This window comes from Kushneria avicenniae (assembly GCF_900112585.1).
Taxonomy (GTDB): Bacteria; Pseudomonadota; Gammaproteobacteria; order Pseudomonadales; family Halomonadaceae; genus Kushneria; species Kushneria avicenniae.
The window spans coordinates 160,171-176,303 of record NZ_FOLY01000001.1 but is presented as its reverse complement, the minus strand read 5'-3'; the positions used below and the strand labels follow the sequence as shown (position 1 = coordinate 176,303).

17 protein-coding genes are annotated in these 16,133 nt (G+C 58.8%); 7 read left to right on the top strand and 10 right to left on the bottom strand.

From position 1 onward, the window contains the following. Positions 1 to 90 precede the first annotated feature (90 nt). From BM079_RS00825 to wrbA, 4 genes are all read right to left on the bottom strand, one after another. A complete protein-coding gene (locus BM079_RS00825; RefSeq protein WP_090129883.1) occupies positions 91 to 726 on the bottom strand; it encodes a helix-turn-helix domain-containing protein in 636 nt (211 codons plus the stop codon). Between the two features lie 42 nt (positions 727 to 768). Next, entirely contained in the window at positions 769 to 1,413 is a 645-nt protein-coding gene (gene pdxH, locus BM079_RS00820; RefSeq protein ID WP_175489549.1) for a pyridoxamine 5'-phosphate oxidase, read from the bottom strand. A gap of 81 nt (positions 1,414 to 1,494) precedes the next feature. Then, on the bottom strand, positions 1,495 to 1,905 hold the full coding sequence (locus tag BM079_RS00815; RefSeq protein ID WP_090129881.1) for a DUF2069 domain-containing protein: 411 nt from the start codon (positions 1,903 to 1,905) through the stop codon (positions 1,495 to 1,497). A gap of 2 nt (positions 1,906 to 1,907) precedes the next feature. After that, complete coding sequence (wrbA, locus tag BM079_RS00810) at positions 1,908 to 2,519, bottom strand: NAD(P)H:quinone oxidoreductase (RefSeq protein ID WP_090129879.1); 612 nt, start codon at positions 2,517 to 2,519, stop codon at positions 1,908 to 1,910. A gap of 172 nt (positions 2,520 to 2,691) precedes the next feature. Between wrbA and BM079_RS00805 the strand changes: the two genes are divergently transcribed. Together BM079_RS00805 and smrA are read left to right on the top strand one after the other, a co-directional pair. After that, the gene (locus BM079_RS00805; RefSeq protein ID WP_090129877.1) at positions 2,692 to 3,936 is read left to right on the top strand and encodes a YihY family inner membrane protein; all 1,245 of its coding nucleotides are present in this window, start codon (positions 2,692 to 2,694) and stop codon (positions 3,934 to 3,936) included. Between the two features lie 137 nt (positions 3,937 to 4,073). Continuing rightward, complete coding sequence (gene smrA, locus BM079_RS00800; RefSeq protein ID WP_090129875.1) at positions 4,074 to 4,670, top strand: DNA endonuclease SmrA; 597 nt, start codon at positions 4,074 to 4,076, stop codon at positions 4,668 to 4,670. A 118-nt stretch (positions 4,671 to 4,788) separates the two neighbouring features. On the opposite strand, the gene metH is transcribed toward smrA, so the two are convergent. Continuing rightward, positions 4,789 to 8,496: a methionine synthase gene (gene metH / locus BM079_RS00795; protein WP_090129874.1), complete on the bottom strand. Its 3,708-nt coding sequence runs from the start codon at positions 8,494 to 8,496 to the stop codon at positions 4,789 to 4,791. Positions 8,497 to 8,759: 263 nt separating this feature from the next. Between metH and nfuA the strand changes: the two genes are divergently transcribed. After that, on the top strand, positions 8,760 to 9,347 hold the full coding sequence (nfuA, locus tag BM079_RS00790) for a Fe-S biogenesis protein NfuA (RefSeq protein ID WP_090129871.1): 588 nt from the start codon (positions 8,760 to 8,762) through the stop codon (positions 9,345 to 9,347). A 113-nt stretch (positions 9,348 to 9,460) separates the two neighbouring features. Here the strand turns inward: nfuA and BM079_RS00785 are convergent, their stop codons facing one another. Then, positions 9,461 to 10,426 carry a DNA-binding protein gene (locus BM079_RS00785; protein WP_090129869.1) on the bottom strand — a complete coding sequence of 322 codons (966 nt, stop codon included), beginning with the start codon at positions 10,424 to 10,426 and terminating at the stop codon, positions 9,461 to 9,463. A 315-nt stretch (positions 10,427 to 10,741) separates the two neighbouring features. Between BM079_RS00785 and BM079_RS00780 the strand changes: the two genes are divergently transcribed. The 3 genes from BM079_RS00780 to BM079_RS00770 are packed head-to-tail and all read left to right on the top strand — an operon-like array spanning position 10,742 to position 12,738. Then, the gene (locus tag BM079_RS00780; RefSeq protein ID WP_245742776.1) at positions 10,742 to 11,839 is read left to right on the top strand and encodes a tyrosine-type recombinase/integrase; all 1,098 of its coding nucleotides are present in this window, start codon (positions 10,742 to 10,744) and stop codon (positions 11,837 to 11,839) included. 37 nt (positions 11,840 to 11,876) lie between these two features. Then, complete coding sequence (locus tag BM079_RS00775; RefSeq protein WP_090129865.1) at positions 11,877 to 12,287, top strand: SufE family protein; 411 nt, start codon at positions 11,877 to 11,879, stop codon at positions 12,285 to 12,287. A 55-nt stretch (positions 12,288 to 12,342) separates the two neighbouring features. Continuing rightward, positions 12,343 to 12,738 carry a DUF2628 domain-containing protein gene (locus tag BM079_RS00770; protein ID WP_175489548.1) on the top strand — a complete coding sequence of 132 codons (396 nt, stop codon included), beginning with the start codon at positions 12,343 to 12,345 and terminating at the stop codon, positions 12,736 to 12,738. On the opposite strand, the gene yidD is transcribed toward BM079_RS00770, so the two are convergent. The 4 genes from yidD to BM079_RS00750 are packed head-to-tail and all read right to left on the bottom strand — an operon-like array spanning position 12,729 to position 15,347. Beyond that, positions 12,729 to 13,010 carry a membrane protein insertion efficiency factor YidD gene (gene yidD / locus BM079_RS00765; protein ID WP_380059492.1) on the bottom strand — a complete coding sequence of 94 codons (282 nt, stop codon included), beginning with the start codon at positions 13,008 to 13,010 and terminating at the stop codon, positions 12,729 to 12,731. The two genes, BM079_RS00770 and yidD, sit on opposite strands and share 10 nt — an antisense overlap. A 43-nt stretch (positions 13,011 to 13,053) precedes the next feature. Then, a complete protein-coding gene (gene hisI, locus BM079_RS00760; protein ID WP_090129859.1) occupies positions 13,054 to 13,503 on the bottom strand; it encodes a phosphoribosyl-AMP cyclohydrolase in 450 nt (149 codons plus the stop codon). Positions 13,504 to 13,523: 20 nt separating this feature from the next. Next, a complete protein-coding gene (locus BM079_RS00755; protein WP_090129857.1) occupies positions 13,524 to 14,858 on the bottom strand; it encodes a dihydroorotase in 1,335 nt (444 codons plus the stop codon). Between the two features lie 45 nt (positions 14,859 to 14,903). After that, on the bottom strand, positions 14,904 to 15,347 hold the full coding sequence (locus tag BM079_RS00750; RefSeq protein WP_090129855.1) for a Fur family transcriptional regulator: 444 nt from the start codon (positions 15,345 to 15,347) through the stop codon (positions 14,904 to 14,906). Between the two features lie 267 nt (positions 15,348 to 15,614). Here BM079_RS00750 and BM079_RS00745 point away from each other — a divergent pair, with 267 nt between their 5' ends. Continuing rightward, positions 15,615 to 16,130 carry a DUF1161 domain-containing protein gene (locus BM079_RS00745; protein WP_090129853.1) on the top strand — a complete coding sequence of 172 codons (516 nt, stop codon included), beginning with the start codon at positions 15,615 to 15,617 and terminating at the stop codon, positions 16,128 to 16,130. Positions 16,131 to 16,133 lie beyond the last annotated feature (3 nt).

Sequence of the window (16,133 nt, the reverse complement as noted above, 5' to 3'; positions counted from 1 at the left end):
ATAACGGATGAGCGCAGCATTATTGTAGGCCGTCATCCAGCCCCACAGTAGTGATAGCGTCATCGCGACAGCCTATCACCAGCGCTGGGTTCAGGTGAGCTCGCCCGGCGCGCACACTGACAAGACGATGGCGTCGGCATCGCTGATGGAGACCTTGGCGTGCCCCATATCGCTGTCGAAATAGAGACTGTCGCCGGCATCAAGCTGAAGAGGCTCATAAAATTCGCTGTAGAGCAGAATCGAGCCTTCCAGTACCAGCAGAAATTCTTCACCACCATGACGCACCCAGTCCGGAAAGGCGTTGATGCTGCGCGCGCGAACGATCGTCTTGAATGGGGTCATGAGCTTCTGGGTCAGCTGCGCCGATAAAAGCTCGTGCTCGTAGGTGGGTGTGGGGTGCTGCTCACCCTGACCGCGACGCGTCAGATCACGTCGGCCGGCATTGCGAGGCGTATTGCGCGGGCTTTTTAAAAGCTGCGGCATATCGAGTTCCAGCCCGATCATCAGCTTTTGCACCACCACAAAGCTTGGCGAGACCAGATCGTTTTCGATCTTGGAGAGGGTTGAACGGGCCACCCCGGTACGACGGCTGACATCTTCAAGCGTCAGCTTGCGGGTACGGCGAACCTCCCGCAGCCGTTCACCCAGGCGCAGGGGCTCGACGAAGGGTTTTTCGCCGCGGGCCACGCTCATGCCGACCACCGTTGTTGCATCACGATCCGTCATTCTGTCACGAACACCCCGTGTCAATTCTGATCTTTTGCTGGATCAGGGGGCCAGTCGGCTCTTCAGCCACTGACCGTCGGAGGTTTTCAGGCGATAGCGAATGCGATCGTGCAGGCGGCTGGGCTGGCCCTGCCAGAACTCGATCATGTTCGGCACGACCCGGTATCCGCCCCAGTGCGGCGGACGATCAATCCTGCTGTCCTGGTAGGCACTCTCGAAGCGGCGGGTCCGCTCCTCCAGCCATTGTCGGTCGGGAATTTCCACACTCTGCTGGGAAATCCAGGCACCCAGCTGGCTGCCTCTGGGGCGCGAATGGAAATACTCATCCGACATCTCATTGCTGACCTGCTCGACATGGCCTTCAACACGCACCTGACGCTGCAGACCCGGCCACCAGAATACCAGCGCCGCATGAGGGCAGGTGCCCAGCTCACTGCCCTTGTGACTCTGGTAGCTGGTGTAAAAGACCATGCCATGTTCATCGAACCCCTTGAGCAGCACGATGCGGGCATGCGGAGTGCCTTCATTGTCGGCCGTGGCCAGCGTCATGACGTTGGCATCGTCACGCTCGCTTTCCAGCGCTGCGTTGAGCCATTCCGAAAAAAGAGGCCATGGCGTTTCGGGGGTATTGTCACGGTCAAGCGCGTCTCCGGCATAGTCACGACGCAGATCAGAAATGTTGCTCATGAGCAGTTTCCTTGAAGCTTTGGGAGGCATCATATGATCTGCCTCGCAATGGTGTTCTGAGCGCCCGACGAAAAGATCGGTTCACTCACCGCCCGGGGCGTGGCCAGCGCGCTGCCAGCGATGAATGTAAAACGCATAGCTGCCGGCACTGAGCAGCAGGGTCAGGGCCGCGAGCGCCTCGATCAGTCCCAGCCACCATATGCCCGGCAGCTGAAGCATGGCAGCACCCTGAATGATATAAAGCACGCTGACAAACGCCAGCCAGCCATAGCCGCGCCGACGCTCGGTACGCAGAACGATGCCCAGCAGCACCAGTGGTATAATGCGCACCAGTACCGGCAGCAGCGAATCGGCGCCGCCGCGCTGGGCCAGCATCAGTCCCGTCATCAGCGTAATGGCCGTCAGGAAGGCCCAGCTGACGGCCACGACCCTGCGGGCCTTTTGGCGGGCGACAGTGGCGCCATAGCGCTGCTCGAAGGTGCGAAACAGCACGATTATTGCCCTCGGGTTGATTCTAGCGCCAGCGCCAGCCGTGCCAGACGCTTGCCCTGAGCCATCGCCAGTGCCCGCTCGTGCTCATCGATGCTGCGATCGTTGTCCGGTCCGGCAAAGTGGCTGGCACCGTAGGGCGTCCCACCGGTTCGCGTGGTAAACATCTCGTTGACGCTATAGGGAATGCCTGCGATCACCATGCCGTGGTGCAAAAGGGGATTCATCATCGTCAGCAGTGTGCTTTCCTGACCGCCGTGAATGCTGGAGGTCGAGGTGAAGACCGTGGCGGGCTTGTCGACCAGCGCGCCGTTGAGCCAGAGCGTACTGGTGCCGTCGAGAAAGTGCTTGAGCGCCGCGGCCATGTTGCCAAAGCGGGTCGGGCTGCCCAGGGCAAGGCCCGCACAGTCGCGAAGATCGTCATGGCTGGCATAAACCGGACCCTCTTCAGGAATGTCACTGGCAACCGCCTCACACTCACTGGACACGGACGGCACCGTTCGCAGACGCGCCTCGATACCGCCGACCGATTCGATGCCGGCCACAATGTGACGTGCAATGTCGCGCGTGGCACCCTGACGGGAGTAGTAAAGCACCAGTACGTAGGGGCGTGTCATGACATATCCTTGTGTAGACCGTGAAGGCCAATTCTGGCAGGTATGCTGCCATTGTGCCCATCGAGACCCGGGTTGTCAGGCATCACCGGCAGCGAATCAGGTTGATGACAGCACATGGCAGGCGCCATGTTTCTGACTACAATCAAGTGGTTATTGTCAGGAGCCGGACAAGGTGAGACGTTTTTCCATACCCCAGCCCCTGTGGCTGTTTCTGACGCCATTCAGGGCACTCATCAAGCTCGTCAAACGCTTCAATGCGCATGACGGCCTGCAGACGGCGGCCTCGCTGACCTATACCACACTGTTTGCGGTGGTGCCGCTGACCACCGTGGTCTATTCGCTGTTTGCTGCCATCCCGGAATTTCAGGATGCCGGCGATCGAATCCAGCAGTTCGTGTTTCAGCAGTTCGTGCCCGAAACGGGACAGACCATTCTGGATACGTTGCGTGAATTTACCCAGCAGGCCCGTGGCCTGACCATGGTTGGTGTCCTTTTTTTGCTGGTCACTTCAATTCTGATGATGATGACCGTGGAGAGCGCGCTCAACAGGATCTGGGGCGTGCGTCATAATCGGCATGGTCTGATGGGATTTCTGGTGTACTGGGCCGTACTGACCCTGGGGCCCATTCTGATCGGCAGTGGTTTTCTACTCTCGTCCTATCTGGCCTCCATGACGGTGCTCACCTCGGCGGCCTCCTGGCTGGGCGGCAGCGATTTCATCCTGCATTTCCTGCCGCCGATGCTGAGCTTTCTGGCCTTCTGGTTCATCTATATCACCGTGCCCAACGCGCGTGTACGCTTCAAGCACGCTGCTGCTGGCGCGCTGCTGGTGTCAGTGTCGCTGGAGCTTGCCAAGTGGGGCTTCTCGATCTATGTCACCAACTTTCCCTCCTATCAGATTCTTTATGGTGCCTTCGCTGCAGTGCCATTGTTCCTGCTCTGGATATTTCTGAGCTGGTTTATCATTCTCATGGGCGCCGAACTGTCAGCCTGGCTGGGAGAAACCCAGCACGCCGACTGGCGACGCTGGCCGCTGTTCTGGCAGGCGCTTGGCATGCTGACGCTCCTGCATGAAAGGCAGGCAAGCGGTGAGGGCGCCCTGAGCGCTTCCAACGCGCGTAAACGCCTGGGCGGACACTATCACAAGCTTTTGAATGTGCTATCCAGGCAGGGCTGGGTCGTGATCAGCGACGAGGATGAATGGGTGCTGGCCAGACCGCTCGAGACGCTGACGCTCAGCGAGGTAGTGGCCGGCCTTCCCTGGACAATGCCCGAGCAATATCGTCCACCTCAGGGCTATAGTAGAGTGGCTGATATCATGCGTGCAGCACAGCAGCGCTATCACGACGCCCTGGATGTCTCGATGTCTTCCGCCCTGACGGAAAACGCCGAAGACAGGCACGCCACCCACCCATGACGGCACTGGCCGGGAGGTTCGGCACTTCACACCTTATTCCCGACGCGACGCTCTGACACTGATGCTGACCGGATGGCAGCCCCCTGTTTGAACGACAAGCCTGCTGGCACCACAGCCAGTACGCGAGGAGTAGCCCGATGAATGCCAATCAACGCGATGAGCAGCTTTTTTCCCGTGAAATGGCTGACGTTATTCCGCTCAAGGGACGTAATCACGCCGATGCCGGCAACGCCGGCGCCCAGGCGCCCAGCGAGGCCCAGCTGGCAAGACGAGCCAGCGCTCAGGATGGTGAAAAGGAGAGCAACTTCCTCTCCGATGAGTTTGTGGATCTATTGCCTGTCAACGACCCGATCGAGTTTCGCCGGGACGGTATCCAGACCGGCGTGATCGAGAAGCTGCGTCACGGCGGCTATCAGGTTGACTCCCAGCTCAACCTGTTGAAGTGCCCGGTGGCCGAGTGCCGACGCGAGCTTTTCAATTTCATTCGTCAGGCCCATGAGCACGAACTGCGCTGCGTCATGGTCATCCACGGCCGCGGCAAAAGCGATGAAAGCCACGCCAACGTGGTGCGCTCCTACGTTGGCAAGTGGCTGGCGCAGTTCGACGAGGTTCAGGCCTACGCCACAGCCCAGCCGCGCCATGGCGGGCTGGGCGCAACCTACGTCATGCTGAGGAAGTCCCATCGGGCCCGCCAGCGCAACCGCGAGCTGCACCAGCGTCGCCGCGCTCCTTGAGCACAACAGCTCCCTGACGACATGTTGCTACTGGCGCACCAAGGGTAAAAAAAGGCCTCTCGATCGAGAGGCCTTTTTCATTCAGGTGCAGACGACAGCGCTTTGTCAGAAGCCCATCCTATTCATCCGGATTGTAGGAAAGGATCGGCGACAACCAGCGCTCCATGGTGTCGCGAGACATCTCCTTGCGCGCGGCCAGCGCATCGATCTGATCACGGCTGATCCGCCCGGTCGAGAAATAGCGTGACTGCGGATGAGAAAAATACCAGCCCGAAACCGCTGCCGCCGGCCACATGGCAAAGCTCTCGGTCAGGGTAATGCCGGCGTTGTCAGGCGCCTGAAGCAGGTCGAAGAGGGTAGTCTTCTCGGTATGATCCGGGCAGGCCGGATAGCCCGGGGCCGGACGAATACCGCGATACTTTTCGTTGATCAGGGCATCGTTATCCAGCGTTTCTTCCGGTGCGTAGCCCCAGTACTCGCGACGTACCCGCTCGTGCATGTATTCAGCCAGCGCCTCTGCAAGCCGGTCTGCCAGCGCCTTGATCATGATGGCGTTGTAATCGTCGCCGTTTTGTTCAAATCCCCGGGCCAGTTCGTCAGCACCATGACCGGCGGTGACGGCGAAGCCACCGATCCAGTCAGGCCGCCCACTCTCTTTGGGTGCAACGAAATCCGCCAGGCTGTAGCAGAGCCCGTCACGATTTTTGGTGGTCTGCTGTCGAATATGATTGAGACGCTGCACAACCGTCTGGCGCGTTTCATCCTCATAGACCTCGATCACATCGTGATCGACGCTATTGGCCGGCCAGAAACCGATCACGCCGCGCGCCTGCAGATAACCCTCTTCGATGAGCCTGTCGAGCATGACGGTGGCATCCTGATACAGGTTGCGGGCCGCTTCCCCCACCACGTCATCTTCGAGAATCTTCGGGTATTTGCCGACCAGCTGCCAGCTCATGAAAAAGGGCGTCCAGTCGATGTAATCCACCAGTTCACGCAGGTTGATATCATCGAACACGCGCAGCCCGGTAAAACCGGGGGCCGGGGGTTCGTAGTTGTCCCAGCCGCCGTCAAAGCGACGCTCGCAGGCCTGGGCGTAGTCGAGATCGGCCGATTTGGGACGACGCTTGCTGTTGCGCTCGCGCACCTTTTCATACTCGGCGCGGATTTCGCCGGCGTAGGCCTCTTTCAAGCCGGGCGAGAGCAGGCGACTGGCCACGCCTACCGCACGGGAAGCATCAGTGACATAGACCACCGGATGGCTGTAGGCCGGCTCGATCTTGACCGCCGTATGCGCCTTGGAGGTCGTGGCACCGCCAATCAGCAGGGGAATGTCAAAGCCCTGGCGCTCCATCTCCTTCGCCACGTGCACCATTTCATCCAGCGACGGCGTGATCAGACCGGACAGACCGATGATATCGGCGTTGTGTTCCCGGGCGGCGGCAAAAATCTTCTCGGCCGGCACCATGACGCCAAGGTCGATCACCTCATAATTATTGCACTGCAGCACCACGCCCACGATGTTCTTGCCGATATCATGAACATCACCCTTGACCGTGGCCATGACGATACGGCCCTTGCTGTAGTCGTCGTCACTCTTTTCGGCCTCGATGTGAGGAATCAGATAGGCCACGGCCTGTTTCATGACGCGCGCCGACTTGACCACCTGAGGCAGGAACATCTTGCCGGCGCCGAACAGATCGCCGACCACGTTCATGCCATCCATCAACGGGCCTTCGATCACCTCGATGGGACGATCCGCCCGCTGGCGTGCCAGCTCGGTGTCTTCCTCGATATAGCTGGTAATGCCCTTGACCAGCGCATGTTCGATGCGCTTTTCCACTTCCCAGCTGCGCCATTCAAGGTCTTCCTTTTTTGGGGCGCCGCTGCCGTCATCCTTGTAGCGCTCGGCGATGTCCAGCAGCCGCTCGGTGGCGTCCTCGCGGCGGTTGAGTACGACATCTTCCACGGCGTTGCGCAGTGCCTCGGGGAGATCGTCATACACCGCCAGCTGGCCGGCATTGACGATACCCATTGTCAGACCAGCGCGAATGGCGTGATAGAGGAAAACAGAGTGAATGGCCTCGCGAACCGTGTTGTTGCCGCGAAAGGAGAAGGACACGTTGGAGACGCCACCGGAGATCATGGCGTGCGGCAGGTTCTGCTTGATCCAGCGCGTGGCCTCGATGAAGTCGACGGCGTAATTGTTGTGTTCCTCGATGCCGGTCGCGATGGCAAAGATATTGGGGTCGAAGATGATGTCTTCGGCCGGAAAATCGATCTCGTCGACCAGAATACGATAGGCTCGCTCGCAGATTTCGGTCTTGCGCGCCATGGTATCGGCCTGGCCCTGCTCATCGAAGGCCATGACCACGATGGCCGCGCCGAATCGGCGGCACTGCTGCGCCTGGTGACGGAAATTGTCCTCGCCTTCCTTCATCGAGATCGAGTTGACCACCGCCTTGCCCTGTATGCACTTGAGGCCGGCTTCAACGATCTCCCACTTGGAGGAGTCGATCATGATCGGGACCCGGGAGATGTCAGGCTCCGAGGCGACGAGCTTTAGAAAGTGCTCCATGGCGCCTTTGGAGTCGAGCATGCCCTCGTCCATGTTGATATCGATAACCTGAGCGCCGTTGTCCACCTGCTCAAGCGCCACTTCCAGCGCCGTGGTGAAATCCTCCTCCTTGATCAGGCGCTTGAAGCGTGCGGAGCCGGTCACGTTGGTCCGCTCACCCACGTTCACAAACAGCGACCTTGCATTGATATTGAATGGCTCGAGCCCGGAGAGGCGGCAGGCCGGGGCAATATCCGGCACCATCCGCGGTGGCAGATCCTTCATGACGCGCTTGATGGCCGCGATATGCTCTGGCGTGGTCCCGCAGCAACCGCCCATGATATTGACCAGCCGCTGCTCGCCGAAGGTCTTCACGATGGCTGCCATCTCGTCGGCTTCCTGATCATACTCGCCGAATTCATTGGGCAGCCCGGCATTGGGGTGAACCGAGACGTGAGTATCAGCCCGGCGTGACAGCTCTTCGAGATAGGGGCGAAGATCCTCGGCACCCAGCGCGCAGTTGAGTCCGACACTGAGCGGACGGGCATGACGCACGGAGTTCCAGAATGCCTCGGTCGTCTGGCCCGACAGCGTACGCCCGGACGCATCGGTGATAGTCCCCGAGATCATGACCGGCGTACGCTGGCCCGACGCCTCGAACAGCACATCGAGGGCATAGATGGCCGCCTTGGCGTTGAGCGTATCGAAAATGGTTTCGATCAGGATCAGATCGCAGCCGCCCTCGATCAGGGCCCGTGCTGCTTCGACATAGTTGTCGACCAGCGCGTCAAAGGTGACGTTACGCATGGCCGGGTCATTGACGTCGGGCGAAATCGAGGCCGTACGGCTGGTCGGACCCAGCACACCCGCCACAAAGCGGGGCACGCCGGTTTCGTTGGCGACCTCATCACATACTTCGCGGGCCAGCCGGGCCGCTTCACGGTTGAGCTCGACCACCAGCTCTTCGGCGTGATAATCGGCCTGCGAGAGGCGGGTGCTGTTGAAGGTGTTGGTCTCGATGATGTCTGCACCGGCTTCGAGATACTCGCGATGCAGACGCTTGATCACCTCGGGCTGGCTGAGTACCAGCAGGTCGTTGTTACCCTTGAGATCACTTTCCCAGTGTGTGAAGCGATCGCCGCGAAAGTCCTGCTCGGTCAATCGCTCGTTTTGAATCATGGTGCCCATGCCACCATCGAGAATCAGTATGCGATCCGACATCAGACGAGTCAGCGTCTCGAGAACCGGCGAATCGGCGGCGGTTGGCATGGGATGGGATCTCCGGATAAGGGCATGGGCCTGCATGAAAGAGGGCGTATTCTAGCAAACCCCGGTCGCGCGGACAGACCCGTGCCCTGAAAGACATTCACGCCGGACATGAGCCCGGATCATGCCGGGGCTTCTGGCGGTACTGGCCGACAGTCAGACGCTATATTCATTTACCCGAGTGTTGCACTCGGATTTGTCGCGAGCTGCTGGCTGGCATAAAATATCGACAGACTTTGTTATTGCGATTGCGCATGAGGCCGCCAATGAGTCAAACCATCGAAATTACCGAAAGCGCGCAGGATTATCTCGCCGATCTGCTCTCGCGTCAGGATGTTGAAGGTATCGGCGTGCGTGTCTTTATCACTCAGCCGGGCACGCCCTATGCCGAAACCTGTCTGGCCTACTGCAGGCCCGGTGAGGAAGAAGAGAGCGATGAGTGCATTCCACTAGAGAAATTCAATCTGTTTCTTGAAAAGCACAGCGTCACCTTCCTCGAAGATGCCGTCGTGGATTTCAATGCCGATCGCATGGGCGGGCAGTTGACCATCAAGGCACCCAACGCCAAGATGCCCCAGGTCAGCGAGGACAGTCCGCTGGAAGACCGCGTCAACTATATTCTTTACAGCGAAATCAATCCGGGGCTTGCCGCCCACGGTGGTGAAATTCGTCTGATCCAGCTGACCGAGGACAATGTGGCCGTACTGCAGTTCGGCGGCGGCTGTCAGGGCTGTGCAGCCGTGGATATTACGCTCAAGCAGGGTGTCGAGAAGACGCTGACCGAGCGTATCCCCGAGCTGACGGCAATCCGTGACGTGACCGACCACACCGACACGACCAACGCCTACTACTGATGACAGTGCAGTCTGCTGGCCTTGCTGAATATAAAAACCCCGGTTCGCCGGGGTTTTTATATTTCAGAGCATCCGGATTACCAGCCGTCCTTTGTGGTCAGCATACAAAATGATTAGTACACAAAGGGCGGCATGGGCGATCTGGAAAGGCGTTCCTGCAGCACCCTGAGCTCGGTGCGAAGGCGGGCTATTTCCTGATCGCGTTCGGTCAGAAGACCGGACAGATGATCCTCCCGCCCGCGGCTTTCCTGAAGCTGCTGCTCACTGTAGCGGGCCTGCTGCCCCAGATCGCGCATCTTGCGCTCTTCTTCCTGCAGGGTGCGGCGCTGCTGCTCCAGCTGGGTATTGATCTTCTCGATACGCTCTTCAAGCTGCTCCTGTCGGCGCCGTGCCTGTTTCTCGACTTCCTGCTTTTCATGGCGCGCGCTGTCCAGCAGCTGCATCAGTCGATTCTCGGCGCTTTCGTGGCGTGACTCCTCCTGAGCCAGGCGCCGCTTGTGCGTCTGCTCCTGCTCTTCGAGCGCTTCATGATGCTCTCGCTCCATGCGATCCCGCTCTTCGCTGAGCGCGTTGATCTGCCGGTCACGCATGGCCAGGCGCTGATCACGCTCCTCAAGCTGGCTGCGCAGATGCGCTGCTTCGCTTTCAAGCCGCGCCAGACCCGTTGCCTTCTCCTCGAGCCGGGCCGCCGTACTGTCGAGTCGCTCGCCAAGGGCTTCAAGCCGCTGCTCGGTATCCTCGACACGCCGCTGCGCCTGGCGGGCTTCTTCTCGGGCCTGCTCGACCTGCTCATCGGACTGCTGACGATAGAAGGAGAGCGCCTCACCGGCTTCCTCCTGCGCCTGCTGCCAGAGCCCGGCCAGTGCGTCATGCAAACGCTCCGGAATGGCCTGCGGCAGGGGAACATCGCGATTTTCCTCGCGCCGTGCCCGCCATTCGCGCAGATGATCACTGATGGTGGTGAAACTGCCGGTGCCCAGCACCTCGCGGATGCGCTGCACGCTGGGGACGTCACCGCGCTGTATGAGGGTTTCTATTGCCCTTTGTACGTCTTCGAACTGCACGCCATTTCGTGCCATGACGGCCTCCTGAGTTCCCTGTTGTTGCCCATGGTTGCTGTTATTGGAGAAGGGCTGCGTTTTTTGATCACTATAGCGCTTTATTGTGACAAATACACTATTACGTAAATACGTATTACGTAAATATATTTATGAAAATACCAATAAAATCATGATTACGCGTCTTATCATGATTTTATCGGCTGTAGCAGCTACAATGACGCCTCAGAATATCGATGCAAGCAGGGCAAGGATGCGATGAAAACACCGTTGAGCGCTGAACCTGCAAACGATTTGCCGAAGGAAGCGGCCCTGATCAAGAGGACGACGCTTGCCATGCCCGGTCAATTGGTCGAGGCAGAGAGCGATCGAGAGATCGTAGCGGCATGGCTCATGGAATATCGCACCAGCCCACAGACCTTCAGACAGTACCGCAAGGAAGCCGAGCGGCTGCTGTTATGGCTGGAAGACAAGGGAAAACGCCTTGAACACCTTGATCGGCGAGCGCTGGATGCATTCGAGGCCTTTCTTGCCGACCCCAGGCCAACCGCTGAATGGATTGGCCCCCCCAGCCCCCGGAGCAGTGAGGCGTGGCGACCATTTCGAAAAGGGCTTTCTGCCGCCAGCCGCCGTCAGGCCCTGGTCATTTTGCAGACCCTGTTTGGCTGGCTGATCGAGGCGGGGTGGCTGAGCCAGAATCCGTTCAGGCTGATGCGCGACAAACGTCGCCGACTCGATAACACGTCAAATACCATCGAGCGCTACCTAGAGCGCCCGCTTTGGCGATGGTGCTGGCAGCAGCTCAATACGCCGCCGCCCGCGGACGCCACGATTCGAGTGCGCTATGAGTGCGAGCGCCAGCGTTTTGTTTTCGCCTTTGCCTATCTGCTGGCCCCACGCATCAGTGAAATGAGCCATGCCCGCATGAATGATTTTCGAATGCGTGAAGGTCAGTGGTGGTGGCAGGTAACCGGAAAGGGCGGCAAGCAAGCCAGCATCCCGGTGCCGGATGCCATGATGGCGGCGCTAGGGCAGTGGCGCGACATGCTTGGACTGTCCGCCACGCCGTCGCCTGAAGAGGAGACGCCGGTCATACGTACGCTGGATGGCCAGCGAGGCGTCGGGGACAATCAGCTTTATCGCATGATCAAGACAACCTTTGAGGGTCTGGCGCAAACAAGAGAGCGAGAAAGCGACTCGACGTCACATGAAGCGCAGCGCCTTCGACAGGCCACGCCTCACTGGCTGCGCCATACTGCCATCACTCATCAGGCTCAGCAGGGCGTCGAGCTGCGCTATCTATCGCGGACGGCGCGCCATTCACGACTTGAGACCACCGCCCGCTACCTCCACGCTGAAGCGCAGGAGTGGCACGGACAGATCAATCGACACGCGCTTGATCTTCCGGACGATGCCTCCGATGACGCGTTATAATGCACTCCTTCTCACAACACCAGCACAGGGAGCCGGCATGACTCCGCAAGAGGCCCAGCAGGAACTGATCGAAGAATTCGACATGTTTGATAACTGGATGGACCGTTATCAGTACATTATCGATCTGGGCAAACAGCTGCCTGCCTTTCCTGACGAGTGGAAAAACGATCACACCCGTCTCGACGGCTGCCAGTCCAATGTATGGGTTCATGGCGAGCTGCAGGGGGCAGAGCTGCACTTTGATGCCATTTCGGATGCGGCCATCGTATCGGGCCTGATCGCTATTTTGCTGCGCATCTACAATGATCGCACGCCACAGGAGGTCATCGACACGCCACCCGATTTTCTGACGGCGCTGGATCTGGACAAACACCTGTCGCCGACCCGCAGCAACGGACTGCACGCCATGCTGGAGCGCATCAAGACCACGGCGCAGGCACACACCTGATGCATCGTGATTCAAACAAACGTAAGCTATCCCTGATCAAGCAAGGGATAAGTTTGTGAAACAGTTTGACATTTATCAGCATGCTGACGGACGCCTTCAGGCGGTCAAGCAGGGCTGGAACTGGCCGGCCTTCTTTTTCGGAACGTTATGGGCCCTGTGCTGTCGTCTATGGAGGATTGCTGCACTGACGATCGTGGGAATCCTGATTCTGTCGGTAGCCGGCGCGCTGGAAAAGAGCGGCCTGCTCGATGTGGTGGCCAACATTGTCTGTCTGGGCGTTTACGTGGCCTTTGGCCTTAATGGCAACCAGTGGCGGCGGCGTCAGCTGCTTTCAGGCGGATTTCATTTTGCAGGCAGCATCGAGGCCGGCAGGCGTGACGACGCCATCAGGCGCCATGCTGAATGTCAGCCACCCGAGACAACCATCGACAGGCCCACCTTTCAGGCCTGATCGTCGTGCCGGTGCAGCAGGGCGCGCTCATTGCCTTGGCCATGATCGCTGCAGTGTCGGCATGATGCGGGAGGCACTGGATCAACGCCGCCGGCGCAGAAGGGATGGCAGCGCAGAATCCGTTTCAGGGCGAGCCATCCGCCACGAAGCGGGCCATGCAGCTGGATGGCCTCGATCGCATAGTTTGAACAGGTAGGCCAGAAACGACAGCGCGGTCCGATCAGGGGGCTGATGCCGTATTGATAAACGCGCACCAGTGCAATCAGCAACATGGCAAGCGTTTTTTTCAGCCCCCGCAACAGCAGACGCAGCGCATCAGCTGTTGCCATACAGCGCCTCGAAAGACATCAAGGGCGCAGTGTCCACCCGAGCGTTTTTCTCATCAAGCGCCAGATAAAAGCAGGTGCGTCGGCCGGTATGGCAGGCGGGACCGGTCTGATCCACCTTGAGCAGCAGGGTATCACCATCGCAATCCAGCCAGGCCTGCTTCAGCATTTGAACCTGACCCGATGACTCTCCCTTGCGCCATGGTCTATGACGCGAACGAGACCAGTAGCAGACCCGACCGGTCTGCAGCGTCTCCTCCAGCGTTTGCCGCGTCATCCAGGCCATCATCAGCACTTCACCGCTGTCGAACTGCTGAGCGATGGCCGGCATCATACCGTCATCATTCCAGCCAGCTGCGTCCAGAAGTGTCTCAAGCCCGGTTTCGGTCCCGGGCTCGGCCTGCTCCAGCGCCTTGTAGGTAGGGGAGGATGCGCTCATGTTCCTGTCTGCTCCGTTGATTATTGACGACGATAGGTCACGCGCTCACCCGCGGGGGCGCTGGCAAGGTTTTCACCATCCCAGGCAATCCTGCCGTTGACGATGGTGGTATCAATACTGCCTCGCAGCGCAGTGTTCTCGAAAGGGCTCCAGCCGCATTTGTAAAGCAGTGCATCGCGGGTGACGTTAAAGCGCTTGTCCAGATCCACCAGTACCAGATCCGCCATGTAACCTTCACGAATAAAGCCACGATCAGCCAGCTCAAAGCGCCGCGCCACGTTGTGGCTGGTTTTCTCGACAATGGTGGTCAGCTCAAAGTGACCGGCATTGACCTGATCCAGCAGAGAGGAGAGGGCATGCTGCACCAGCGGCATGCCGGAAGGCGCCTTGAAATAGCTGTTGTTTTTTTCTTCCAGCGTGTGCGGAGCGTGGTCGGTGGCCACGATGTCGATACGGCCATCGTTGACCGCATCCCGAATGGCCTGACGATCTGCCGAGGTCTTGATGGCCGGGTTGCACTTGATCCAGGACCCCAGACGCTCGTAGTCCTCGTCACAGAACCACAGATGATGCACGCAGGCTTCGGCTGTGATCAGCTTGCCCTCCACGGGGCCGGGCTCGAAAAGCGCCATTTCATCAGCCGTGGTCAAATGCAGCACGTGCAGGCGCGTACCATGCTTGCGCGCCAGCTCGATCGCCATGCTGGAGCTCTTGTAACAGGCCTCGCGTGAGCGAACCTCGCCATGAAGGGAAAAGGGAACTTGCTCTCCAAAACGCTCACGCGCCTGGCGTTCGCTTTCCTGAATCATTGGCGTGTCTTCACAGTGCGTGATGACCGGAATTTTTGCGTTGGCAAAAATGTCCTCGAGCGTCTGCGGCGCATCTACCAGCATGTTGCCGGTTGAGGCCCCCATAAAAATCTTGATCCCGCAGGTCGTCGACGGATCGAGGGCCTTGATGGCCTCCAGATTGTCATTGCTCGCACCGTGATAGAAAGCGTAGTTGGCATGCGAGCGACCACGCGCCAGTGCGTACTTGGCCTCGAGCGCATCGCTATCCAGCGTCGGCGGCTTCACATTGGGCATTTCCATATAGGTCGTGATACCGCCGGCAACGGCCGCTGCCGACTCAGTGGCCATATCCGCCTTCTGGGTCAGGCCCGGCTCACGAAAATGCACCTGATCATCAATCATGCCGGGAAGCAGATAACGACCGCGTGCATCAATGACCTTTCTGGCATCGCGTGACAGGGAAGTGCCAATGGCGTTGATACGCCCATCCAGCACGCCCACGTCGAGTTCGCGGATAGTACCTTCGTTGACAACACGAGCGTTGACGATCAGCAGATCAAACATGACGGGGGACCTGTGTTATTGGACAAAAACGGGCAGCGGTGGCGATCAGCCTGACTGCTGACATTGCTGGCAAACGCCGGAGAGCTCGATGGTCTGGCGCTCGATGCGAAACCCATGGCCGGCAGCCGTCTCTTCCAGACGCGCCATGGTGTCGTGATCGTGCATCTCTTCGACAAGACCACAGTGCCGGCAGATCATGAGCTGAAAACCACGCGAATGATCCGGGCACGGACAGGCCACATAGGCATTGAGTGATTCGATGCGATGTACCAGTCCCTGTTCGAGCAGAAAATCCAGCGCGCGATAGACCGTGGGCGGCCGCGCAGAGGCATGCTCGCTGGACAGGAGATCCAGAAGCTCGTAGGCCTTCAGGCCGCTGGAGTGCTCACTGATGATTTCAAACACTCGGCGACGAATGGGAGTGAATCGCACGTCGTTATCGCGACAGCGTACTTCGGCCATGCGCAGCAGGCTGGATACATCAGGCATTGAATGTTCTCATCGTTGAAAGCGCAGGACAGCATGAAAAAATATGCGCTCATGGTAACGTTATCGGGCAGGGCTCGCACCTTGGTAAACATCACAAATGATCAGGCAGGCTTCACGGCAAGGGTTACCGAAAAACTGTCCAGATATAGAATTTAACATAATATATATTATGCGAAGTATTGACACACGATAAGTAGATTGGCACATGACCGATGCCAGAATGGTTTATATTCACCATATTGAATAATTCTTGTCAGGAGTCATGTCATGAAACTCTCACGCACGGTGTCGGGTTGCTCGACCCTTGGACTGGCACTGGCCACTCTGTGCCTCCCCACGCTGGCGTTCGGTGCCTGCCAGGATGTTCGCGACCGGATTGCGCAAAATATCGAATCCAACGGCGTCGAACCCATGGGCTATTCCCTTGAGGTCATTCCCACAGCGGATGCCGATCAGGCCGAAGGTCAGATTGTGGGTCACTGTGACAACAACCAATACCAGATCGTCTACAAGCGCCACTATCGCCACAGCAGCGCCGAGACCATGGAAGATTCTTCCGCTGATGAAGACGAGATCGATGGCGCGCCATCGCCGGCAACCAGTGATACGTCATCTGAAATGCCCAGCGCTTCATCGCATCCTCCCGAGACTTCCAGCAGCGTGTCCGGCGATACCGGAACTTCGATGTCAGAGTCGACGCAAGCGCCGTCCGGTCAGAATAACGCCTCGGACAGCCGTCGGGTTCAGACCTCCGACATGCCGGTGGATGCCGAAACTCGATAAGAC